Source organism: Collinsella sp. BA40 (genome assembly GCF_008014645.1).
In the GTDB taxonomy this organism is placed as follows: domain Bacteria; phylum Actinomycetota; class Coriobacteriia; order Coriobacteriales; family Coriobacteriaceae; genus Collinsella.
In genome coordinates, this window is the sequence record NZ_VOWY01000007.1 from 211,968 (window position 1) to 234,377 (window position 22,410).

A 22,410-nucleotide genomic window follows, 5' to 3' on the forward strand; every position below is an offset into this window, starting at 1 on the left:
GTCATACTTACTGCATGTCGCATCCGCGGCATGCCTCCCATTTATTAGAAAGGATACGCACATGGGCGTTAACCTCTCCGGTCGCAGCTTCCTGCGCCTGCTCGACTTCACCACCGAAGAGATCGAGTACATGCTCAAGCTCTCCAAGAACTTCAAGGACCTCAAGCGCACGGGTACCCCGCACCGCTACCTCGAGGGCAAGAACATCGTCCTGCTGTTCCAGAAGACCTCTACGCGCACCCGTTGCGCCTTCGAGGTCGGCGCCATGGACCTCGGCATGGGCGTGACCTACCTCGATCCCGGTTCGTCCCAGATGGGCAAGAAGGAGTCCATCGAGGACACTGCCCGCGTTCTCGGCCGCATGTATGACGGTATCGAGTTCCGTGGCTTCGATCAGGAGGACGTCGAGGAGCTCGCCGCCAAGTCCGGCGTGCCCGTGTGGAACGGCCTGACCGACCTGTGGCACCCCACCCAGATGCTCGCCGACATCCTGACCGTCCAGGAGAACTTCAACTACGACATCAAGGGCAAGACCCTCGTCTTCATGGGCGACTGCAAGAACAACGTCGCTCGCTCCCTGATGGTCGTCTGCGCCAAGCTCGGCATGAACTTCGTGGCCTGCGGTCCGCAGGAGTGCATGCCCGCCGACGACGTCATCGAGGCCTGCAAGCCCATCGCTGAGGAGAACGGCTGCACCATCAAGCTGACCTCCGACGTCAAGGACGCCTGCACCGGCGCGCACGTCATCTACACCGACGTGTGGGTCTCCATGGGCGAGCCCGACGAGGTTTGGACCGAGCGCATCAACCAGCTCCAGGACTACCGCGTCACCACCGAGCTCATGGCCATGGCCGATCCGTCCGCCATCTTCCTGCACTGCCTGCCGGCCTTCCACGACACCAACACCACCATCGGCAAGGACATCGCCGAGAAGTTCGGTGTCACCGAGATGGAGGTCGAGGACGCTGTCTTCGAGTCCAAGCAGTCCAAGGTCTTCGATGAGGCCGAGAACCGCATGCACACCATCAAGGCGATCATGTACGCCACCCTCAAGTAAGTAGCTTGAGCCTCCCCGGGCGGGTGCTGCTTCCGAGCGGCACCCGCCTTGGGGCGTTTATTATCGGCAGTCCTCTGCAGCCCTCGCATCGTAAGAAGCACGGCACGGTATCGATGCGGGGAACAGAACAACACCTTGATACGAAAGGGGGATGAGAACCTTGACTGAGACCGCTAAGAAAAAGCGTGGTATGCCTTCATCGTTCACCATTCTTCTTATCCTGCTGGCAGTCGTAGCGCTCATCACCGTCGCTGTTGCCGGCATCACGCCCGAAGTCACCGCTGCCCGCTTGGATGACTTCTTCATGGCGCCCGTCCGCGGCTTCGCGGATGCCCTCCCCGTATGCCTGTTCGTTATGATCCTCGGTGGCTTCCTTGGCATGATGACCGAGACCGGTGCCCTCGACAACGGCATCGCCGTCCTGGTCAAGAAGCTCAAGGGCAACGAGCTGATGATCATCCCCGTCCTTATGTTCATCTTCTCCCTCGGCGGTACCAGCTATGGTATGTGCGAGGAGACGGTGCCCTTCTACGCCCTGCTCGCTGCCACGATGATGGCCGCAGGCTTCGACCCCATGGTCGGCGCCGCGACCGTTCTTCTGGGCGCCGGCTGCGGCTGCCTGGGCTCCACGGTCAACCCCTTTGCCGTCGGCGCCGCCGTCGACGCCCTTCGCGGTGTCGGCATCGAGGTCAACCAGACCATCATCATCGGTCTTGGTGCCGTCCTGTGGCTCGTGACCACCGCTATCTCCATCGCGTTCGTGATGAGCTACGCCAAGAAGGTCAAGGCCGATAAGGGCTCGACCATCCTCTCCATGCAGGAGCTCAAGGACGCCGAGGAGGCCCACGGCGCAGCTGCCGCCGAGGTCACCAAGGACGTCAAGCTCACCGGTCGCCAGAAGGGTGTTCTGGTTGCCTTCGCCTTCACCTTCGTCGTCATGATCGTCGGCTTCATTCCGCTGGGTGACCTCAACCAGGGCGTTGCCGACTTCTTCGACGCCGGCGCTCAGTGGGAGACCGTCGAGACCGAGGTCGGTACCGACGACTTCGTCGCTGCATACGACGAGGCCAACGAGACCACGACCGTGGCCGAGGGCGAGCTCGAGGGCGTCGCTACCTCCGAGGTCCAGACCAAGCTCGGCTGGTCCGCTATGATCACCGGCCTGCCCATCGGCCAGTGGTACTTCGATGAGGCCTCCACGTGGTTCTTCATCATGGCTATCGTGATCGGCATCATCGGCGGCCTGTCCGAGAAGCAGATCGTGAACACCTTCATCACCGGCGCCGCCGACATGATGTCCGTCGTTCTCATCATCGCCCTTGCTCGCGGCATCTCCGTCCTCATGGCGTCCACCGGCCTCGATGTCTACGTCCTCGATTTGGCTGCGAACGCCCTGGCCGGCCTCTCCGGTATCATCTTCGCTCCCATGGCGTACCTGGTGTACTTCGGCCTGTCCTTCCTGATCCCCTCGACCTCCGGTATGGCCACCGTGTCCATGCCCATCATGGGCCCGCTCGCTGCCGAGCTCGGCTTCTCGCCTGAGGTCATGGTCATGATCTTCTCCGCCGCCATCGGTGTCGTGAACCTGTTCACCCCGACGTCCGGCGCCATCATGGGCGGCCTCGCGCTCGCCAAGATCGAGTGGACCACCTGGCTCAAGTTCGCTATGAAGCTCATCGTGGTGCTCACCTTGGTCTGCATGGTTATCCTTACGATCGCCTGCGTGGTCATCGTTCCGTAACCCGTGCACTCGACCCCATAGTCGTCTAGCCGGTTGCCTCGCTCACACGCGGTAAAGCTGGCTGAGACCTACCTTTCGGCCCCCTCCCGTTCCGTGCACGGGAGGGGGCGCTTTTGTTTATGGCGACGTTTGCCCTCGGCCGCGTAGAGTATTTGGATGCAGATTGTGCACGGCGTGGTTCGTTCGGACGGCTTCGGTATAATGGCAAGGTTAGAACGTGGCTGCTGGAAGGAGCATGGGGACATGCGTCAAGGTTTTGATAACGAGAAATACATCGAGTTACAAACCGAGCAGATTCGTCGCCGGATCGACGAGCTTGGCGGCAAGTTGTATCTCGAGTTTGGCGGCAAGCTGTTCGACGACTACCATGCGTCGCGGGTCCTACCCGGTTTTGAGAGCGATACCAAATTCCGTATGCTCCAGAAGCTTGTCGACGACGTCGAGATCATCATCGCCATCAACGCGAACCATATCGAGAAGAACAAGGCTCGCGGCGATCTGGGTATCACCTATGACGAGGACGTCCTTCGCCTTACGGATATCTTCCGTGCGAATCGCTTCGCGGTCGCCGGCGTCGTGATCACCCAGTATGCGGGTCAGCCCGCTGCCGCCGTCTTCCGCCATCGTCTGGAGGAGATGGGCATCACCTGCAGGCTCAATTACCCCATCGAGGGCTATCCCCACGACATCGACCTCATCGTTTCGGAAGATGGCTACGGTAAGAACGAGTTCGTGGAGACCACCCGTCCGCTCGTGGTCGTTACCGCGCCCGGTCCTGGTTCGGGCAAGCTCGCCACCTGCCTGTCCCAGCTCTATCACGAGCACAGCCGCGGCGTCGAGGCGGGCTATGCCAAGTTCGAAACCTTCCCGGTGTGGAATCTGCCGCTCAACCATCCGGTGAACATAGCCTACGAGGCCGCTACGGTCGATCTGGACGACGCCAACATCATCGACTCGTTCCACCTCGAGGCCTATGGAAAGACCGCGGTGAACTACAACCGCGATGTCGAGGCGTTTCCGGTGGTCAAGGCGTTGATGACAAAGATCTTGGGCGAGAGCCCGTACCAGAGCCCCACGGATATGGGCGTCAACATGGTCGGCTTCGCCATCTGCGATGACGAGGCCTGCCGCGAGGCCTCGCTGGCCGAGATCGTGCGACGCTATTTCGATGCCGCGGCGCGCGTGAAGCGCACGGGAATGGGGGAGGAGCAGGTCGGACGCCTCAAGGCCATCATGCAGAAGGCGGGAATCGACAAGGGCTACCTGCCCACGCGCGAAGCCGCGCTCGAGCGCGAAGAGGAGACCGGCGGCCCGGTGGGCGCCATGATCCTGCCCGACGGCACGGTTATCACGGGCAAGACGTCCGAGCGCCTCGGTGCGGCGAGCTCGCTGCTGATGAACGCCCTGAAGACGGTCACGGGCGTCGATGTGGAGGAGGATGTGATCGACGATGGTGCCATCGACCCCATCTGCCGTCTTAAGACGGAGTTCCTCGACAGCAAGAACCATCGCCTCCATTCCGATGAGACGTTGATCGCGCTGTCCATCTCTTCGGCTACGAGCGATGTCGCGAAGCGCGTGATCGGCGGGCTTTCGGCGCTTCACGGATGCGATGCGTTCTTTAGCGTGATCATCTCGCAGACAGACGAGGAGCTGTACCGCAAGCTTGGTATCAACGTGTGCTGCGAGCCCAAGTACGAGCGTCATACGTTCTATCATAAATAGGCTTCGTCGTTAGACGGGCTGGCTGATACGATGCGATGGAGGGGCGATTCGATGCGAGGCGCCCCTCCATCGCTGTATATGGTGCGCGGCGCGAAGGGACGGGACGGCTCCCGCGCCCTTGCGTGACGGGGTGTGTAGGCGGGCATTCATGCCGTCGAGCTATGCGGGAGGTGCATATGGGGGAGCGCGCTCATGCGTCCGGGCCAACCGGTGCTCGGGAATCGATCGATTCGAAGCGCTTCTTGATTCCCGGGGCGCCGTTGGATGGCGCCACCGCCCTCGAAGGCGCTCTGGAGGAATACCTCTCGCACCTGGTGGTCGAGCGCAACGCCTCGCCGCGAACGGTGGAGGGCTATCGACGCGACCTTCGGCGCTATCTCTCCTATGCGCTGCTCCAAGGGGCGTGTGCCCCCGACGATGTCGACCTATCGTTGATCGAGGCCTTTGCCGCCGAGATGCGCCGCGCGCGCTATGCCGATGCGTCGATCGAGCGCTCGCTCGCTGCCATCAAGGGATTCCATCGCTTTATGAACCGCGAGGGCCTTGCATCCTCCCAGCCCACCGCCGCCCTGCATCTCCCGCGCAAGGCGGAGCGCCTGCCGCAGTGCCTTTCCATCGAACAGGTTACCAGGCTGCTGGAGCAGCCCTTCACGGCTACCCCGACGGGTGATCGCGATCGCGCCCTGTTGGAGGTGCTCTACGGATGCGGCCTGCGCGTGGGCGAACTCGTCGGCCTCGATACGGGCGATGTCTTTTGGGACGAGGAGTTCGTGCGCGTGCTCGGCAAAGGCTCTAAAGAGCGCTTGGTGCCCCTGGAGGGCGCGGCGTACCGCTCGTTGGCGTCATATGTGGTCGACGGCGCCCGTTCGGCGTTGGCATCGCATGCTCGCACGGGCGCTCCTACCGATGCGATGTTTTTGAATAAGAACGGGACGCGCCTTTCGCGGCAGAGCGTGTTTACGCTGTGCGAGCGCGCGGGCCGCGCCGTTGGCATAGAGGGACTGCATCCCCACGTGCTGCGGCATTCGTTTGCCACGCATATGCTTGCGGGCGGAGCGGACCTGCGCGTGCTCCAGGAGATCTTGGGGCATGCCGATATCTCGACCACGCAGGTCTACACCCATGTGGACCGCACCCATATCACCGAGGAGTATCTCGCCGCTCATCCCCGGGCGTGAAGACGACGCCGATGCGGCGCGGGACTCGGTGGGGAGGTGGTGGGACGCGCGGTTGCCGGGTGCGGCCGGTAGGGCTTCGCGCCCGCTTGCCAGCGGCCCGCCGTGCGCATGGTGGGAGGCTGGTGGGACGGATGGCCGTATCGGGGCCGATCGAGAGGGTGGGGATTGGGGAGCGCCACTGCCCCTCGTGGCGGCGTTCCAGGCCTGTAGCGCTGCATATTTTGCCGTTTCCTTCGGGAATGACCCAAAGTATAGTGGTCTGTTCAATTCCTTGTCCATGCGAAGCGCTATAGTACGGCTATCGATGGGGCGTTGGGGATCTCCACCTCATCTACCTGCGGCTTCACAGTCGACTCACAACTGAATAAAAATCGGTTCAAGCTCAACTTGAAGGTTATCCTCCCCTTGGTTCCGTGGCGTTGATGGTGCTTATCACCGTATCTAACACAACATGTAGTGTTTACTCTGCGCCCTGAATCCCGTCTCCGCATCTCTCCCATGTGTCATGGTGTGGGAGGGTGGGGGAGAGGGTGGGAAAAAGTGTTGCGAAAAGTACCGCTAGCCCATAAGATGGAAAGCGTCGACAGAGGGGGTGGTTCCCCGTATCGCGCATCCGAGCAACCGAGGGGAGGGCGCAGCAGTGATCTTGACCGGAACATACGAGCGCAATCTCGATGCCAAAGGTCGTTTGTCCCTGCCTGCTGCCGTCCGCGACGAGCTCTCGACGCACGTGTACGTGTTGCCCGCACCCGATGTCGATGCCCTGTATGTGTTCTCGAGCGACGAGTATGAGAAGTGGGTCATGGCCCTCTTCGAGAAGCGCGGCGGTTTCGACCCCCGTAAGCGCGAGGACCAGGCGCTCATGAGGAAGATCAATTCGATGGCGACGCCGATGGATATCGACTCCGCCTCCCGTATCGGTCTTTCCGAAGCGCTTCGCGAGAAGAAGCATCTCTCTCGCGAGGTCACCGTGGTGGGCAACTTCGACCACCTGGAGATCTGGGACCGCGCAACCTGGGATCAGGCGCAGCAAGAGTCCGATGAAGACCTGGCAGACCTCTTCTATTCGTAAGGACGGCAACACATATGGAGACGGGATCTTTGACACCTGAATTTCGGCATGAACCTGTCATGCTCCAAGAAGTGCTCGACACGCTCGCACTCACGCCCGGCTCGGTCGTATGCGACTGCACGCTGGGAGGCGCCGGCCATTCGGTTCGTATGGCGGCCTGCGTGGGCGCGGACGGCCTTCTGCTCGGCATCGACCAGGATGACATGGCGCTCGCCGCGGCGGGGGAGCGGCTCGACCGCGAAGCCCCGGATACACCGCATCGCTTGCTCAAGGGCAATTTCGGCGATATGGATGCGCTGCTGTGCTCGGCGGAGGTGCCGGGTGTCGATGGATTCCTGTTCGATCTGGGCGTTTCGAGCCCGCAGCTTGATATCCCAGGAAGGGGCTTCTCCTACAACGAGGACGCCCCGCTTGATATGCGCATGGATCCGGGAAACAACACCCTAGACGCAGCTGAGGTCATCAACACCTATTCCGAAGCAGACCTCGCCCGGATTCTCCGCGTCTACGGCGAAGAGAAGTTCGCGACGCAGATCGCGCGCGAGATCGTTCGACGCCGTGCCACGAGCGAGATCGCCACGACGGGCGATTTCGTCGAGGTGATCAAGGCTGGAATTCCCGCGGCCGCACGCCGCCATGGCGGGCATCCCGCCAAGAGAAGCTTCCAGGCCATTCGCATCGAGGTCAACCACGAGCTCGAGGTGCTCGAGCGCGGACTCGAGGCGGCGATTCGCTGGGCGAATCCGGGAGGGCGCATCTGCGTTATCTCGTATCACTCGCTCGAGGATCGCATCGTGAAGAACATCTTCAAGGAGATGAGCCAGGGCTGCACGTGCCCGCCGGATATACCGGTCTGCGTGTGCGGCAACGTGCCGACGTTGAAGGTGCTTACCCGCAAACCCCTTGTCGCGTCGCCGGAAGAGGTGGCGCGCAACCCCCGAGCCCGTTCGGCGAAGATACGCGTGGCGCAGCGGTTGTAGCCGATGCGCCTGTACCTCCGCCAGCGTGCGCGCATGAATCGTTCTACTGAATCGCAGCACCGCCCATGGCGATGCGCACACCGAAAGCGGAGGCTTGCATATCATGGCCTATTACAACTCAAATGCAGCACGTGCCTATGATATGCAGGACGAGGCATATGAGCCGTACGGCGCGTATGCCCCCGCCGCCCCGCGCGAGGAGGCCCGTCCCCGACTCGATGTCCTGACGGGTGCCGGCCGCGAGGCCAATCAGGGCGTGAGCCCGCTGTTCACCACCGTGGCGAAGGTCGCGGTCGCCATGGTGCTCGTGCTCTTCGCCGTGGGCGCCGTGCGCGTTGCCCTGGGCAGCATGACCACGGTCGCGCTCAACGCCAACGCGGAGATGACCACGGCTATCAGCGAGGCGCATCAGGAGGCTTCCGATCTGGAGGTCAAGCGCTCCGTGTACGGCTCCCGTGCGCGCATCCGCGACCTTGCGGCCGATACGCTCGGCATGGTGGAGGCGGAAGGCGGCGTTACGCTCGACCTGTCCTAGGGTTCGATGTGACGGAACGACGGAATTGACTGATCTATGAATAATCGCATGCATCGTGAAAACGAGAATGGCCCGCGCGGGACGACGGATCGTCGGCCGCGCGGGCAGCGTGATATCGCGCCCACGGACTTCATTCGCAGCGGCGTCGATGGCGAGTCGTTTTCGCGTCGAGCGGTGCTGGGAGGCCTGTTCGGCGCGGCCCTGGTGCTCGGCGTGGGAAAGCTCGTGGACTACCAGATCGTAAACAGGGACGCCTATCTCGAGCAGGCCGACATGCGCCGCCGTATCGGCGCGACGCTGTTCGCGAAGCGCGGGACCATCTACGACCGCAACGGCAACGTGCTCGCTGCGAGCGCGGAGTGCTCCAACGTATACGTGAATCCACAGCGCATCGAATCGCGTAAGAAGGCGGCCCGGGCTCTCGTCGACGTATTGGGCATCGATAGGAAGTTCGCAGCCGAGGTGGTCTCCGGCGAGGGCACGTTCGCCTATGTCAAGCGGCTGGTTGACCGGGAGGACTGCGATCGTCTTGCCGAGAAGGACATAGCGGGCATCGAGTTCGAGCCCGCCGTCAAACGCGTCTATCCGTATGGCCCCCTCGCCGCCCAGGTGCTGGGCGCCGTGGGCTTTGATAATAAGGGCATCTCGGGACTCGAGGGGTACTACGACGACATCCTCACCGGCTCCGATGGCTACGTGGAGCGCGAGTCGGGCGCCGGCGGCTCGTTCATCGCCGGCGGCGATTACGAGAAGACGCCTGCGACCGACGGCGGCGACATCGTTTTGAGCATCGATGCGGATATCCAGCAGGCCGCCGAGGAAGCCATGGCAAAAGCCGTGGAGGACTCCGGCGCGAAGTACGGATCGGCGATCGTGGTCGATCCCACGACCGGCGATATCCTTGCAGCGTGCTCCTATCCCACCTATGATCCCTCCGACCTCTCCACGGCGCGCGCAGAGGATATGAACCTGCGCGTCGTCACCGACGCCTACGAGCCCGGTTCGGTTTTCAAGGCGCTCGTATGCGGCATGGCCATCGACATGGAGAAGATCTCGCCCGACACCGAGTTCAGCGTCCCGGCCAGCGTCCTGGTGGGTTCGGACCGCGTGTACGATGTCGACAAGCGCGACTATACGATGACCATGACCACGCGCGAGATCATGCGTCGTTCGTCCAATACCGGCATGGTGCTGGTGGGCAAGGAGATCGGCGCCGACAGCTTCGCGAAGTACCTGAAGAAGTACGGCCTGGGTACCAAGAGCGGCGTGGATTTTCCGGGCGAGTCGACCGGAATCATCCGCAAGCGCAGCGAATACGATGGCTCCAGCTTGGGCTCCATGTCCTTCGGACAGGGTATCGCCGTATCTCCCATCGAGCTGGTGCGTGCCATGACCGGCATCGCGAACGGCGGCATCATGTCCACGCCCCATTTCCTGCTTTCAAAAAAGGGCGAAGAGGTTGATTGGAGCTCCTCGCAGAAGCGCTGCATCAGCGAAGAGGCGGCCCGCCAGGTCGTTTCGATGATGGAGACGGTCGTGGCCGAGGGCACCGGTTCTGCGGGCCAGATCGATGGCTATACCATCGCCGGCAAGACCGGCACCGCCGAGCGAGCGGGCGAGGGCGGCTACGAGGAGCTCAACAACATGGCATCCTTCCTCGGTTTCACATCGCCCGACAACCCGCGCGCCATGGTGTATATCACGCTCGATGGAACGGCGTACACCTCGAGCGTCGCGATGCCTCCGTTCAAGGAGATCATGCGGGCAGCCATCAGCAGCCTGGGCATCAAGCCCGATGCATAGGTTGGATGCGAGCGCACGTGGCGTGGAGCGTTCACACACCCTGCACCACAGCCGGGGTATCGCGCGATACAATTGACCGCCAGGATATGAGCGTACGAAGGGTGACGCATGATTGAGATAGCTGTGAAGTACCTCGAAAGCGTGACGGGGGCCAAGCCTTGGACGGGCAACGCCGACCGTATCTGCCGCGGGGTGGTGATCGATTCGCGCGGCGTGGAGGAGGATTCCATCTTCGTGGCGTTCCCGGGCGAGCGCGTGGACGGCAACGCCTTCGCGCCGCAGGCGATCCAGGCGGGCGCGGCGTGCGTGGTGCTCACGGTCGAGCCCTCCCGCGAGCTGCTGCGCCTTGCCGACGAGCACGAGTGCGCGGTCTTTACCTGCGACGATCCCACGGAGTTCCTGCTCCGCCTGGCCCAGGGCTACCGCGCCCGCATGCGCTGCACCGTGGTCGCCGTGACCGGCTCCATCGGTAAGACCACCACCAAGGACGTTCTGTGCGCCCTGCTATCCACCCGCTATCGCGTGCACGCCACCCAGGGCAACTACAACAGCGTGATCGGCATGCCGCTCACCATCCTGGCCGCTCCGCGAAACACCGAGGTCATGGTGCTCGAGATGGGCATGGACGCCCGCGGGCAGATCGAGCGTCTGTCGCGCTGCGCCCAGCCCACGTATTCGATCATCACCAAGATCGGCACGTCGCATATCGGCCTGCTGGGGAGCCGCGAGAACATCGCCCGTGCGAAAGCCGAGGTCTGCTGCGGCATGCCGCCATCGAGCGAGAATTTCGAGGGGCACCACTCCGCGCTCGTGCTTTCGGGCGAAGACGACTTCACGCCGTTCATCATCGAGCATTTCGCCAAGCCGGCCGGTATCGACGTCATCCTGTGCGGCCTGTCTGGCGACGACGACGTCTCGGCCACGTCCATCGAGGTCGGCGAGGACGGCCGTCCCACGTTCAATATGATGGTGCGCAACGGATCTCAGTTCAAAACCACGCTCGCGATCCCCGGAAAGCAGTCGGTGGGCAACGCGCTGTACGCCGCGGCCGTGGCATCCGAGCTCGGCATCCCCCAGTTCACCATCGACGAGGTGTTCCAGAGCCTGCAGATCACCGGTCGTCGCCAGGAGGTTCGGCGTGCCGCATGCGGCGCCCGCGTAATCGACGACTCGTACAACGCCAGCCCGGAATCCATGGCCGCCGGCCTGGACCTGCTGTCAACGCTTCCCTGCAGCGGCACGCGCATCGCCGTTCTTGGCGAGATGGGCGAGCTGGGCGAAGAAGGGGAGCGCTTCCATGAGCTGGTGGGAGCCTATGCCGCGGCGAAGAAGCCGGGCCTTGCCATCTTCGTGGGCGGCGAGAACGCCCAGGCGATGGCGCGCTCGGCGCGCATGATGGGCCTGGGTGAGGATGCGGTGGCCGTGGTCCCGTCGTGCGACAAGCTCATCGCGCGCTACCGTACCGTGTTGTCCGCTACCGATCTGGTGCTGGTGAAGGGTTCGCGCTTCGTTGGTCTCGATCGCTTCGTTGAAGAGGTGTGCTAAATGTTCGCCAATCCCGCTTATCCTACCTATCAGGCGTTCGTCGCCCTGGGTATCGCCGCGCTCGTCGTGCTCGTCGCCATGCCGTTTTGGATCAAGCTCCTGAAGATCGAGGGCATCGGCCAGCAGGTCCGCGCCGACGGTCCCCAGCGCCATCTCGTCAAGCAGGGCACGCCCACCATGGGCGGCGTGGTCATCCTGCTTGCCATCGTGGTCTCGACGCTCCTCACCGGCCACCTCACCATCGAGGTCCTGCTTGCCGGCGGCGCCGCGCTCGCCACGGGCGCGCTCGGCCTCTTCGACGACATCACCTCCGTGGCGCACGGGCGCTCGCTCGGCCTCACGCCCACGGCCAAGATGGTGGGCCTGTCGCTCATCGTCGTCTGCTTCTTCTTGCTCGCCGTCAACCTGTGCGGCGTCGAGCCCGTCATTCGCTTCCCGGGCGGCTTCGCCATCGATCTGGGCGTGCTCACCACCACGCTCACCGTTGCGGGCGCGACCGTCTCCATTCCCTGGCTCTATCTCGTCTTCGTGTTCCTGCTGCTTGCGGGAATGTCGAACGCCGTCAACCTTACCGACGGCCTGGACGGCCTCGCGGGCGGCACGGTCATGATGGCCATGATCGTGATGGCCGCGATCTGCTTCCTGAGCGGTGATGCCAACCTGGCCACCTTCTGCGCGGCATGCGCCGGCGGCTGCCTCGGCTTCCTCTGGTTCAACGCGTATCCCGCGAGCATCTTCATGGGCGACACCGGGTCTTTGGCGCTTGGGGCCGGGTTCGCAGCCGTGGCGATCCTTACGAACACCGAGGTCATCTCACTGATCGTGGGCGCCCTGTTTATCGTCGAGGCCCTTTCGGTCATGATCCAGGTCGTGAGCTTCAAGGCAACCGGCAAGCGCGTCTTCCTCATGGCGCCCATCCACCATCACTTCGAGAAGCTCGGCTGGGCCGAGACCAAGGTGGTTATCCGCTTCTGGATCATCGCCGCGGCCTTCGGCGCGCTCGGCCTCGCCTGCTTCTTCCAGCTGGGCTAGGGGATCTCATGCTGCTTTCCCCGTCTTTCTCCCTGCTCGTCTTGGGCCTTGGCTCCACGGGATGCGCCGTTGCAGATTGGGCGCTCTCCCATCTGGGCGATCGCGTTTCGTCTGTAACCGTGTACGGCGGCGCGTCATCGAGCCGCGATGATGCGATCCGTGCGCTCGAGGCGCGCGGAGCCCGGTGCGTTGTGGGAACCGAGGATGTGCAGGGCTCCTACGATGTGTGCGTAGCGAGCCCCGGCATCTCCGAGTTCTCGCCGTTCTACCGTTCCGCCGCCGCGGCGAGCTGCCAGATCATGGGCGAACCTGAGTTCGCGTTTCGCCTGTCCCCAGAGCGCTGGTGCGCGATAACGGGAACGAATGGCAAAACCACCACCACGGCGCTGATCCGGCATCTTATCTGCGCGAGCGGTATGGCTGCCACCGCCGTTGGCAATATCGGCACGGTTTCGGTGGGGGCCGTCGACGAGCGCTGCACGGGCGAGTGGTTCGTGGCCGAGCTCTCGAGCTATCAGCTGGCTACCACCTCCGAGCTTCATCCGCGCGTCGCCGCGCTGCTCAACATCACACCCGACCACCTCGCCTGGCATCGCTCGCACGATAACTACGCCCGCGCCAAGCTGAAGCTCTTTGCCAACATGAATGAGGACGACCTGTGCATCGTGGACGCCGACGACCCCGGTATCGCCGCGTACGCTTCCGAGGTCTACGTTGCCGATCGGCGCGTGCTGCGCGTCTCGTTCGAGGATCCGGGCACCGTCGACGCCGCGTTCGTGCGCGACGGGATGCTCGTGGTTCGCCTCGGCGGCGAGGAGATCGAGCTCATCGCGCGAGACGAGCTGCAGCTCCCCGGTCGCCATAACGTGAAGAACGCGCTCGTCGCCGCCTGCGCGGCCCTCGCGTGCGGTGCCTCGCCGGCCGGCGTGCGCCAAGGCCTGCGCTCGTTCGCCCCGCTCGAGCACCGCTGCCAGCCCTGCGGCTCCATCGACGGCATTCGCTTCGTGAACGATTCCAAGGCCACGAACACCGACGCCGTCATGAAGGCGCTCTCCGCCTACCCCGATGACCGCGTGATCGTACTGCTTGGCGGCCACGATAAGGGGACGCCCTTGGACGAGTTCGCATCGTATGTGGTCGAGCATGCGGCCGGTGCGGTGTGCTTCGGTGGGGCGCGGGAGCGTTTCCGCCGCGCGCTCGAGGAGGCCGACCGAACCGGGGATATCGATATCGCCGAGGCCGACGACCTCGGCGATGCCGTCGATGTGGCGCGCTCGCTCGCCTCGCGCGGCGATATCGTCTTGCTTTCTCCGGCGTGCGCATCGTTCGACCAGTTCTCTGGATTTGAAGAGCGGGGCCGCGCCTTCAAGGCGTATGTTGATCAATTGCGCGCTACCCTCGAATCGGAGGAGTAGGCGGTAGCAGATAGGTAGATGGAGGCGCATATGGCAACCAATCCAACCGAGCGCGGGTCGCGCGGAAGCACGTCGGCTCGCAGGGGGTCGGGGGCGGCGGCCGGTCGCGCCTCGGTTCGCGGCGAGGGTGCGCGCTCGCGCCATTCGTCCCTGGGCGAACGGTTTATCGCGGGCGTTCCCGCTCGCATCATGGCGCCGCGTATCGTGTTCATCCTTTGCGTGGTTGCAATCGTGGCATTCGGCGTGCTCATGGTGTATTCGTCCTCGGCCATCATGGTTGCCTCGGGCGCGGATCCCAAGCCGCCTTCGTTCTACCTGACCCGCCAGGGCATCTTCGCCTTCGCGGGGGCGATCATCGCGATCATCATCGCCTGCGTCCCCATGTCGTTCTACACGAAGCAGCGCGTGTTCGCGCTGTGGGCGTTGAGCCTGCTCGCTCTGTTTCTCGTTTTGGCGATGGGTTCCACTGCGGGCGGCGCCCAGCGCTGGATCGACCTGGGCTTCTTCGCCCTGCAGCCCTCCGAGCTCGTCAAGCCGTTTCTCATTCTCTCCGTGGCCACGGTGCTGGCCGAGTTCTTCGAGTGCTACGCCTTGGATACGAGGTCGTTCCTGCTCCTCCTCGGCGCTGCGGTGATCGCTCCGCTGGCGCTTGTGATGGCGCAGCCCGATTACGGAACGACGATCATCATCGTCGCCACGATATTCTGCATGCTGGTCCTCGCGGGCGCCTCGTTGAAGTTTTTGCTCCTGCTGCTGTCCATCGGCATCGTGGCGCTCGGCGCGCTCTTTCTTTTGGAGCCGTATCGCCTGACGCGTTTCCAGGTTCTTCTCGATCCATGGGCCGATCCGTACGGCGACGGCTACCAGGCCACGCTTGGTATCATCGCGTTCGCTTCGGGCGGCCTGTTCGGTCGAGGCGTCGGCAACGCCACCATGAAGTACGGCTACATCCCCGAGCTGCATAACGATTTCATCCTCGCCAACATCGGCGAGGAGGTCGGATTCGTGGGCACCGTCGTGCTGTTCGCCCTCTTCGTGTGCCTCGTGTTGACGGGCTTCATGATCGCCCATCAGGGGCCGAGCATGCGCGATCGCCTGACGGCGTATGGCTGCACCATCATCATCGTCGTGCAGTTCTTGGTGAATATCCTCGGCGTCCTCGTCGTGCTTCCCATGACCGGCAAGACGCTTCCGTTCATCAGCTACGGAGGCTCGTCGATGCTCGCCTCGTTTATGCTGGTCGGGTACGTGCTGCGCGTTTCCGTCGAAAGCGGCAGGCGGAGCGTCTACGATGAGCGCCGAGCCGATTTCGCGGTCGTGTCCGCTGGGGGCGAGGGTTCCGACCAGGACGCGGTGTCGAGCCATATGGGCCGCAGCACCGCGGGCTCGCCGCGCCGCCGATCCGAGGCGACCCGCGCGCGTTCGGGTTTCAGCGTGATGGATGGTCGGCGTGGCGAATCGACTGCGACCCGCCCGCATCCTCGCGAGGACCGCTCGTCGTACGGTTCGTACGACCGCGTCAATCTCAACGATAATCCTTCGGAGCGCCTGCGTTCGCGCGACAGCGGTCCGCGGGTGCGCCGCGGGGGCACGAGCCCGCAATCCGGCTCGCGCGGCCGCGGCAGCGATTCATATTCTTCGAGGAGGGGTCGATATGACCGTTAACCATACCCTGAGCGTCGCCATCGCCGCGGGCGGTACCGCCGGGCACGTGAATCCCGCGCTCGCGCTGGCCGAGGAGCTGCGCGAACGTGGCCATCAGGTGCGATTTTTTGGAGAGACCCGAAGGCTCGAGGGGCGCTTGGTGCCCGAGGCGGGCTTCGACTTCTTTCCGGTCGAGGTGACGGGGTTCGATCGAGAGCGCCCCTGGACGCTCATCGGCGCCCTGCTCCATCTCGCACGCGAGGAGCGCCGTCTGGTGAAGGCGTTTCGAGACGATGCGGCCCTCATGCCCGACGTCGTCGTCGGTTTCGGCGCCTACGTCGAGCTCCCGCTTATGCGTGCGGCGGCGAAGCTCGGCATTCCCATCGCGTTGCACGAGCAGAACTCGGTCCCCGGCCTTGCCAACAAGCAGACCGCCAAGCACGCGGGGCTGATCGCTATCGCGCAGCCAAGCGTCGAGCGCATCTTTCGCGAACGCTGCGGCGACGGCACGCGCATCGTCATGACCGGCAACCCGGTCCGTGCGTCCGTGCTCGCCGGCGACCGCTGCCGTGGCCGAGGGGCTCTGGGCGTCGCGGATGACGAGACGCTGCTGCTGGTGTTCGGCGGATCCCTGGGCGCTGCGCACCTCAACGAGCGCATCGCCTCCCTCAAGTCCGAGTTGCTCGCTATACCCGGTCTGCGCGTGGTGCAGTCCACGGGCGCCGAAGGCCATGACGCTGCGGTCGCGGCATTGCGTCTGACCGATGAGGAAGCCCGTCGTTGGGACGTGCGCGCCTACATCGACGGCATGGGCGATATGCTCGCTGCTTCCGACCTTGTTCTCTCGCGCGCGGGTGCGTCTTCCATCGCAGAGATTGCAGCCCTGGCCTCGCCGTCCGTGCTCGTTCCCTATCCGCACGCCACGGCCGACCATCAAACAACCAACGCGCGGTTCCTGGTTGACGCCGGCGCCTCCGTCATGTTCGCCGACGCCGGCATCGATGAGCGCGCGTTTGCGGACGAGCTGCTCGACCTGCTCCGCCGTCCCGAGCGTCGCGAGCGCATGCGCGCCGCGGCCCGCGCCCTGAAGCAGGACCGCGCCGCCCAACAGCTCGCGGATGCTGTGGAGGCCCTGCGCCTCCGCGGCTAAGACCGCGGTTTTAGGGATGGAAGAGTATACTGGGATGGTTTAAGTAGAAGCGAGGCTACGAGGAGTCAAGCATGTCGAATATTGTGGTACCGGAGTCTACGGCGGCACCGACCTTTGCCAGCGCGCACTTCATCGGCGTGGGCGGTGCGGGCATGAGCGGTATCGCGCTCGTCTTGCACGAGCGCGGCTACGAGGTGACCGGCTCCGACCTCAAGACCTCTCGTTACATCCGCCAGCTCAGCCGAGCGGGTATGGAGGTATTCGTGGGCCACGACGCCGCGACCATCGATGCGGTGAAGCCCGATGTCGTCGTCGTATCCACCGCTATCCCCGAGACGAATCCCGAGCTCATCCGCGCTCGCGAACTCGGTATTCCCGTCTGGCCGCGTGCCAAGATGCTCTCCGCCCTGGGTGCCGGCTATACCACGCTGGCCGTTGCCGGCACGCATGGCAAGACCACGACGTCCTCCATGTGCGCCACCATGCTCGACCGCATGGGGCTCGATCCCAGCTTCCTGATCGGCGGCATCGTCGAGGGCTACGACACCAACGGCCGTAACGGCGCCGGCGAATACTTCGTTTGCGAGGCCGATGAATCCGATAGCTCCTTTTTGTACCTCGATCCCGACGTCGTGGTGGTAACCAACGTCGAGGCCGACCATATGGACCATTACGAGTCCCTCGCGCAGATCGAGGAGACCTTCTGCACCTTCATGGGCCTGGTGGGCGACGAGGGTACGGTCATCGCATGCGGCGAGGATCCGCGTCTTGTCGAGCTTGCCCGCTCCACCGGCCGTGCCGTTGTCACCTACGGCCTCGATCCCTCGAACGACGTCGTGTGCACGGTGCACCCGGCCGCCCACGCGCTGGGCAGCACCTTCGACGTCACCCTGCCCGACGGCTCGGTGCGCGAGGTGTCCATCCAGCATAACCCGGGCGCTCACAACGTTCTCAACGCCACGGCATCCCTCGCCGCGGCCTATGTCATGGGTCTTGATACCTCCGCAGCCGCCGAGGCGCTCTCCACGTTCGAGGGCGCTCGCCGCCGCTTCACGCATATCGGCGATACGCGCGGCGTGACGGTTGTGGACGACTACGGCCACCACCCAACCGAGATCAAGGCGACGCTCGCCGCGGCGCATGGTCTGGATTTCAACAACGTCGTGGTGGTGTTCCAGCCGCATCGCTATTCGCGCCTGCAGGCGCTGTGCGACGATTTCGCCAACGCCTTCGCCGATGCCGACAAGCTCGTCCTCATCGATGTCTTTCCCGCTGGCGAAATGCCCATTCCCGGCGTTACCAGCAAGATGCTCGCCGACACCATCCGCACGCTCCATCCCGACAAGGACGTGGTGTACGTCGACGACCGCCCCGCCCTTATGGAGCACCTGGACGCGCTCGTGAACGAGGGGGACCTGCTCATCACGATGGGCGCCGGCGACGTCACCACGGTGGGCCCCGATTATATCGAGCACGTAGCCGACCTCGAGCGCGCCGCCGGTTCGCGAGCGTAAGCGCTGGGCTGGGGACACGGACATGGGCGTATTCAATGCGGTTATGTCGCTGTCGGGTCTGATCGATACCGAGCTGGCCGAGGGCGAGCGCCTCGCGCGCCATACCAGCTACCGTATCGGTGGCAAGGCGGCGTTGTTCATCACCTGCCATAGCTATCACTCGCTGCGCCGTACCATCGAGGTCCTCGGCCGCGAGCGCGTGCCCTGGGTTATTCTGGGCAAGGGGTCCAATTTGCTGGTCGCCGATGCGGGGTACGAAGGAGCCGTCATCTCGCTCGGACGCGAGTTCTCGCGTTTCGTGGTGAGCGACGACGGCGCCACCATAACCGCCGGAGCAGGCGCCATGCTGGCGCGCTTGGTCAACGAGGCGCTTTCACGCGAGCTGTCGGGCCTCGAGTTCGCCGTTGGCATCCCGGGTACCGTGGGCGGTGCGATCTCCATGAACGCGGGGTCGCGCGACGAGTGGATCGGCGCCGTCGTGCAGGATGTGGTGACCTATAAGCCCGCTGCGGGTATCAGGCATTACGGACGCGAGGACGTTACGTGGGGGTATCGCGTCACCTCGCTTCCCCGTGACGAGATCATCCTCGAGGTCACGCTTCGGCTCGCTCCCGGCAAGAAGGTCGATATCCGGGCTAAGATGGAGCAATCGCTGGCGCGCCGTCGTCGTACGCAGCCGATCGGATCGGCATCATGCGGGTCGGTTTTCCGCAATCCAGCCAACATGAGTGTTGGAAAGATGATAGAGGATTGTGGATTGAAGGGTTTTTCCGTTGGCGGGGCCGAGGTCTCAACCATGCACGCTAACTTTATTGTCAACAAGGGCACCGCGAGCGCAGCCGACGTCTCGGCCGTGATCTCGCATGTATATGAAAAGGTTAAGGAAACGTATGGCGTCGAGCTCCAACCGGAAGTTAAATTCCTCGGGTTCTAAAGCACCGAAGCCCACGTTTCGTCGTGCCGGGGCGGGGGCTCCGCGACCCGCGCAGCGCTCCCAGGTACCGCCGCGTCCGAGCAGCGTTCCCGCTCCCACCAAAGCCATAAGCGCCTATACCGCTCCGTCCAGGCAGCACACCGCGCGACGTGCCGCAGCGGTCGTGCGCGAGCAGCGCCTGCGAAAGGCGCAGGGCGCCCCGTCGGCGCCCAGGCCCACCAAGCGTCCCGCAAACTCCCTGCCTGCGCGGTCGCGCGAGAACGGCGCCACGCGACGCCCGGCATCCCTGCCGTCGGGCCCTTCCCGCGCGCTGCCCGCTCGAGCGGGTGGTTCGGCTATTCAGCGCGTGCCGGCTCCAGCTCGCCAGGTTCGGCCCGCGTACGCGCCCGCGACGCGTGGAGCCCGGCCGCAGCGCGCCTCGGCTTCCCGTCCCGTCCAGCCGCTGCGAACCGCGGACGCGCATCGACCGCCGACCCCGGCGGCCGGCCCCGCTCGGCGGCGCGGACCGATGGAGGCCAAGAGGCTCACGCATGTCGCGGCCGCTCCCCGCGGTTCCGAGCAGGCTTCGGCGCGCCCTCGTCGCTCCGCGGGCCTGTCGCGCGCGCATATCGCGCTCGTCGCTGTCGCGGGCGTGCTCGCCCTGGTGGCCCTCGCGGTCGTCGTCGTGGTCAACTCCAGCCTCTTTGCAGCCACCGATATCCGGATCGTCGGTAGCGAGCATGTTGCCCAGGATGCTGCCGAGCAGCTCATCAACCTGCCCGAGGGCACGACGCTCCTCAACGTGGACGAGGACCAGATCGTCGAGTCCCTCAAGCAGAACCCCTGGGTGGCGGGCGTCGACGTCAAGCGCGAATACCCGCATACGCTCGTTATCACCCCGCGCGAGCGCGCGGTGAGCGCCATCATGTACGTGGCGGCCGACGATATCGCCTGGGCGATCGGCAACGACGGCTGCTGGATCGCGCCGCTTTCCCTGGCGGTCGCGGTCGACGATTCCGGCGCGATCGTCGAGAGCGGCATCGTCTCCACCGCCATCTCCGACCAGGCCGAGGACGGCGGCGCGAGCGCTCCGACAGACACCCGCGCCGATCCATCGGCGGACGGCGCCGACGCCTCCGAAGACGGGGCGGCCGACGCCTCGGATGCCGGGGATGGCTCCGCCTCCGACGATGGGGGGTCCGATGCGCCCGCCGATGAGGACAAGCCGGCCGAGGACGATGGCGATGGGGAGCCCGCCGACCAGCAAGATCTTGCGGGTCTGGGGGCCGCCGAGGCCCTCGCGCGCCATTTCGGAGCGCTTCTCCTCACCGATGTGGCCTCCGATGTCGCCCCCTCAAGCGGCTCCGATGTGTCTGCGCCCATCATCTTGGCGGGCCTCGATTACGCGAAGAAGTTCTCCTCGGATTTCAAAGCGCAGATCAAGTATCTTTCCGTGCCGTCCAAGGAGGCCATCGCCGCCAACCTCGTATCGGGCATCGAGGTCGCGCTGGGAGCGCCAGAGGACATCGGCCTGAAGGAACGCGTCGTCACCACGCTTCTCGAGCAGCAGCCGGGCGTCACGTACATCGATGTGCGAACGCCCAACGCGTATACATTTCGCAGCGTGCCCAAATAGGCGAGCAGGGGAGCCGTTTACCTGCGACTCGGTGAACGGCTCCATGATTTACCTGGTATTTGATTACCAAATTCACAATTGATGCGGTATACGTTTGACAAGTGCCGCAAAAACATGCAAACATACAGTGTTTTACCTCTACGTTTAATCTGAACTTGAGGGTTACCAGTACCGTTTTCTATTCGCAAGCATTACGTTGAGCGATGTTCGGAGGACCGACACATGCACGAGAACGAGATCAACAACTATCTTGCCGTCATCAAGGTGGTCGGCGTGGGCGGCGGCGGCACCAACGCGGTCAACCGAATGATCGAAGAGGGTATCCGCGGCGTCGAGTTCGTCGCCATCAACACCGACGCGCAGGCGCTCGCGATCTCCGATGCAGATATCAAGGTCCACATCGGCACCGACCTCACGCGCGGCCTGGGCGCCGGCGCCAACCCCGAGGTCGGCCGCAAGGCCGCCGACGAGAGCCGCGACGACATCGCCGAGGCCCTTGCCGGCGCCGATATGGTGTTCATCACCGCGGGCGAGGGCGGCGGCACCGGTACCGGCGCGGCCCCCATCGTCGCCGATATCGCCATGAACGAGGTCGGCGCGCTGACCGTGGCCGTCGTCACCAAGCCGTTCACCTTCGAGGGCCGCAAGCGCAAGAAGGCGGCCGAGGAGGGTATCAAGACCCTGTCCGACAGCGTCGACACCCTCATCGTCATCCCCAATGACAAGCTGCTCGACATCGCCGAGAAGAAGACCACCATGCTCGAGGCCTTCTCCAACGCAGACGGCGTCCTCTCCCAGGGCACCCAGGGCATCACGGACCTCATCACCGTCCCCGGCGTCATCAACCTGGACTTCGCAGACGTGAAGACCATCATGCGCCAGGCCGGCACCGCCATGATGGGCATCGGCGTCGCCTCCGGCGACTCCCGTGCCGTCGACGCCGCCCAGCAGGCCATCTCCAGCCGTCTGCTCGAGAGCTCCATCGATGGCGCCACGCGCGTCCTGCTCTCCATCGCAGGCTCCAAGGACCTCGGCATCCAGGAGATCAACGACGCCGCCGACCTCGTCGCCAACGCCGTCGACCCCGAGGCCAACATCATCTTCGGTACCGTCGTGGACGAGTCCCTGGGCGATCAGGTGCGCATCACCGTTATCGCCACGGGCTTCTCCGATTCCAACGTCAACCGCCAGGACGACCTGTTCGCCCAGTCCCAGGCCCAGGCTAAGGCCGAGGCCGCGGCTCCCGCTCATGCCGCGCAGGCTGCCCCCACGCGCAACGTCGGCGGCACCGAGCTTCCCAATTTCGGCAACGACCAGTTCGAGCTGCCCGATTTCCTCAAGCGCGGCAACTTCTAAGGTCGCTTCGTCCTCATGCACCTGCAACCCGCCGGGAATATCCCCGGCGGGTTTTTCTTTACGGCGCTTGGGATAGCGCCCGTCAATCGGTTATCCCGCACAACATCATTTTGG

The 22,410-nt window shown here is 64.2% G+C and carries 17 protein-coding genes; all 17 read left to right on the top strand.

What is annotated here, in order from left to right; genetic code table 11:
* Window positions 1–61 precede the first annotated feature (61 nt).
* The 17 genes from argF to ftsZ all read left to right on the top strand — a co-directional run bounded on the left by argF (window position 62) and on the right by ftsZ (window position 22,296).
* Window positions 62–1,057, top strand: coding sequence for an ornithine carbamoyltransferase (gene argF, locus E4J93_RS03430; protein ID WP_147588077.1), 996 nt, complete (start codon window positions 62–64; stop codon window positions 1,055–1,057).
* Between the two features lie 151 nt (window positions 1,058–1,208).
* A complete protein-coding gene (locus E4J93_RS03435; RefSeq protein WP_187231592.1) occupies window positions 1,209–2,798 on the top strand; it encodes a YfcC family protein in 1,590 nt (529 codons plus the stop codon).
* 243 nt (window positions 2,799–3,041) lie between these two features.
* Window positions 3,042–4,523, top strand: coding sequence for a DUF1846 domain-containing protein (locus E4J93_RS03440; protein ID WP_147588079.1), 1,482 nt, complete (start codon window positions 3,042–3,044; stop codon window positions 4,521–4,523).
* Window positions 4,524–4,699: 176 nt separating this feature from the next.
* Window positions 4,700–5,701, top strand: coding sequence for a tyrosine recombinase (locus E4J93_RS03445; RefSeq protein ID WP_147588080.1), 1,002 nt, complete (start codon window positions 4,700–4,702; stop codon window positions 5,699–5,701).
* 640 nt (window positions 5,702–6,341) lie between these two features.
* Window positions 6,342–6,773 carry a division/cell wall cluster transcriptional repressor MraZ gene (locus E4J93_RS03450; protein WP_187231593.1) on the top strand — a complete coding sequence of 144 codons (432 nt, stop codon included), beginning with the start codon at window positions 6,342–6,344 and terminating at the stop codon, window positions 6,771–6,773.
* Window positions 6,774–6,787: 14 nt separating this feature from the next.
* On the top strand, window positions 6,788–7,753 hold the full coding sequence (rsmH, locus tag E4J93_RS03455; protein WP_147588081.1) for a 16S rRNA (cytosine(1402)-N(4))-methyltransferase RsmH: 966 nt from the start codon (window positions 6,788–6,790) through the stop codon (window positions 7,751–7,753).
* A 103-nt stretch (window positions 7,754–7,856) separates the two neighbouring features.
* Window positions 7,857–8,288: a hypothetical protein gene (locus tag E4J93_RS03460; protein ID WP_147588082.1), complete on the top strand. Its 432-nt coding sequence runs from the start codon at window positions 7,857–7,859 to the stop codon at window positions 8,286–8,288.
* A gap of 36 nt (window positions 8,289–8,324) precedes the next feature.
* Window positions 8,325–10,091 (top strand): penicillin-binding protein 2, encoded by a 1,767-nt coding sequence (locus tag E4J93_RS03465; protein ID WP_255431896.1) that lies wholly within the window; start codon window positions 8,325–8,327, stop codon window positions 10,089–10,091.
* Between the two features lie 108 nt (window positions 10,092–10,199).
* Window positions 10,200–11,636, top strand: coding sequence for a UDP-N-acetylmuramoyl-tripeptide--D-alanyl-D-alanine ligase (murF, locus tag E4J93_RS03470; protein ID WP_147588083.1), 1,437 nt, complete (start codon window positions 10,200–10,202; stop codon window positions 11,634–11,636).
* Complete coding sequence (gene mraY, locus E4J93_RS03475; protein ID WP_147588084.1) at window positions 11,637–12,668, top strand: phospho-N-acetylmuramoyl-pentapeptide-transferase; 1,032 nt, start codon at window positions 11,637–11,639, stop codon at window positions 12,666–12,668. It begins immediately after the preceding gene.
* A gap of 8 nt (window positions 12,669–12,676) precedes the next feature.
* Window positions 12,677–14,083: a UDP-N-acetylmuramoyl-L-alanine--D-glutamate ligase gene (gene murD, locus E4J93_RS03480; protein ID WP_147588085.1), complete on the top strand. Its 1,407-nt coding sequence runs from the start codon at window positions 12,677–12,679 to the stop codon at window positions 14,081–14,083.
* A gap of 30 nt (window positions 14,084–14,113) precedes the next feature.
* Entirely contained in the window at window positions 14,114–15,748 is a 1,635-nt protein-coding gene (locus E4J93_RS03485; RefSeq protein WP_187231594.1) for an FtsW/RodA/SpoVE family cell cycle protein, read from the top strand.
* Window positions 15,738–16,877, top strand: coding sequence for an undecaprenyldiphospho-muramoylpentapeptide beta-N-acetylglucosaminyltransferase (gene murG, locus E4J93_RS03490; protein WP_147588087.1), 1,140 nt, complete (start codon window positions 15,738–15,740; stop codon window positions 16,875–16,877). The genes E4J93_RS03485 and murG overlap by 11 nt, the downstream gene beginning before the upstream one ends.
* 71 nt (window positions 16,878–16,948) lie before the next feature.
* Entirely contained in the window at window positions 16,949–18,391 is a 1,443-nt protein-coding gene (gene murC, locus E4J93_RS03495; protein ID WP_147588088.1) for a UDP-N-acetylmuramate--L-alanine ligase, read from the top strand.
* Between the two features lie 22 nt (window positions 18,392–18,413).
* The gene (gene murB, locus E4J93_RS03500; RefSeq protein WP_147588089.1) at window positions 18,414–19,325 is read left to right on the top strand and encodes a UDP-N-acetylmuramate dehydrogenase; all 912 of its coding nucleotides are present in this window, start codon (window positions 18,414–18,416) and stop codon (window positions 19,323–19,325) included.
* Between the two features lie 508 nt (window positions 19,326–19,833).
* The gene (locus tag E4J93_RS08275; protein WP_255431897.1) at window positions 19,834–20,940 is read left to right on the top strand and encodes a cell division protein FtsQ/DivIB; all 1,107 of its coding nucleotides are present in this window, start codon (window positions 19,834–19,836) and stop codon (window positions 20,938–20,940) included.
* Between the two features lie 222 nt (window positions 20,941–21,162).
* Window positions 21,163–22,296: a cell division protein FtsZ gene (gene ftsZ / locus E4J93_RS03510; RefSeq protein WP_147588090.1), complete on the top strand. Its 1,134-nt coding sequence runs from the start codon at window positions 21,163–21,165 to the stop codon at window positions 22,294–22,296.
* The last annotated feature ends 114 nt before the right edge of the window (window positions 22,297–22,410 follow it).

Bases quoted from the DNA above. Each gene is read 5' to 3' on its own strand.
- E4J93_RS03445 (WP_147588080.1), top strand. From the start codon at position 4,700: ATGGGGGAGCGCGCTCATGCGTCCGGGCCAACCGGTGCTCGGGAATCG.
- murB (WP_147588089.1), top strand. From the start codon at position 18,414: ATGGGCGTATTCAATGCGGTTATGTCGCTGTCGGGTCTGATCGATACC.
- murD (WP_147588085.1), top strand. From the start codon at position 12,677: ATGCTGCTTTCCCCGTCTTTCTCCCTGCTCGTCTTGGGCCTTGGCTCC.
- rsmH (WP_147588081.1), top strand. From the start codon at position 6,788: ATGGAGACGGGATCTTTGACACCTGAATTTCGGCATGAACCTGTCATG.
- E4J93_RS03465 (WP_255431896.1), top strand. From the start codon at position 8,325: ATGAATAATCGCATGCATCGTGAAAACGAGAATGGCCCGCGCGGGACG.
- murG (WP_147588087.1), top strand. From the start codon at position 15,738: ATGACCGTTAACCATACCCTGAGCGTCGCCATCGCCGCGGGCGGTACC.
- E4J93_RS03440 (WP_147588079.1), top strand. From the start codon at position 3,042: ATGCGTCAAGGTTTTGATAACGAGAAATACATCGAGTTACAAACCGAG.
- ftsZ (WP_147588090.1), top strand. From the start codon at position 21,163: ATGCACGAGAACGAGATCAACAACTATCTTGCCGTCATCAAGGTGGTC.
- E4J93_RS03435 (WP_187231592.1), top strand. From the start codon at position 1,209: ATGAGAACCTTGACTGAGACCGCTAAGAAAAAGCGTGGTATGCCTTCA.
- E4J93_RS03460 (WP_147588082.1), top strand. From the start codon at position 7,857: ATGGCCTATTACAACTCAAATGCAGCACGTGCCTATGATATGCAGGAC.
- murF (WP_147588083.1), top strand. From the start codon at position 10,200: ATGATTGAGATAGCTGTGAAGTACCTCGAAAGCGTGACGGGGGCCAAG.
- argF (WP_147588077.1), top strand. From the start codon at position 62: ATGGGCGTTAACCTCTCCGGTCGCAGCTTCCTGCGCCTGCTCGACTTC.
- E4J93_RS03485 (WP_187231594.1), top strand. From the start codon at position 14,114: ATGGCAACCAATCCAACCGAGCGCGGGTCGCGCGGAAGCACGTCGGCT.
- murC (WP_147588088.1), top strand. From the start codon at position 16,949: ATGTCGAATATTGTGGTACCGGAGTCTACGGCGGCACCGACCTTTGCC.
- E4J93_RS08275 (WP_255431897.1), top strand. From the start codon at position 19,834: ATGGAGGCCAAGAGGCTCACGCATGTCGCGGCCGCTCCCCGCGGTTCC.
- mraY (WP_147588084.1), top strand. From the start codon at position 11,637: ATGTTCGCCAATCCCGCTTATCCTACCTATCAGGCGTTCGTCGCCCTG.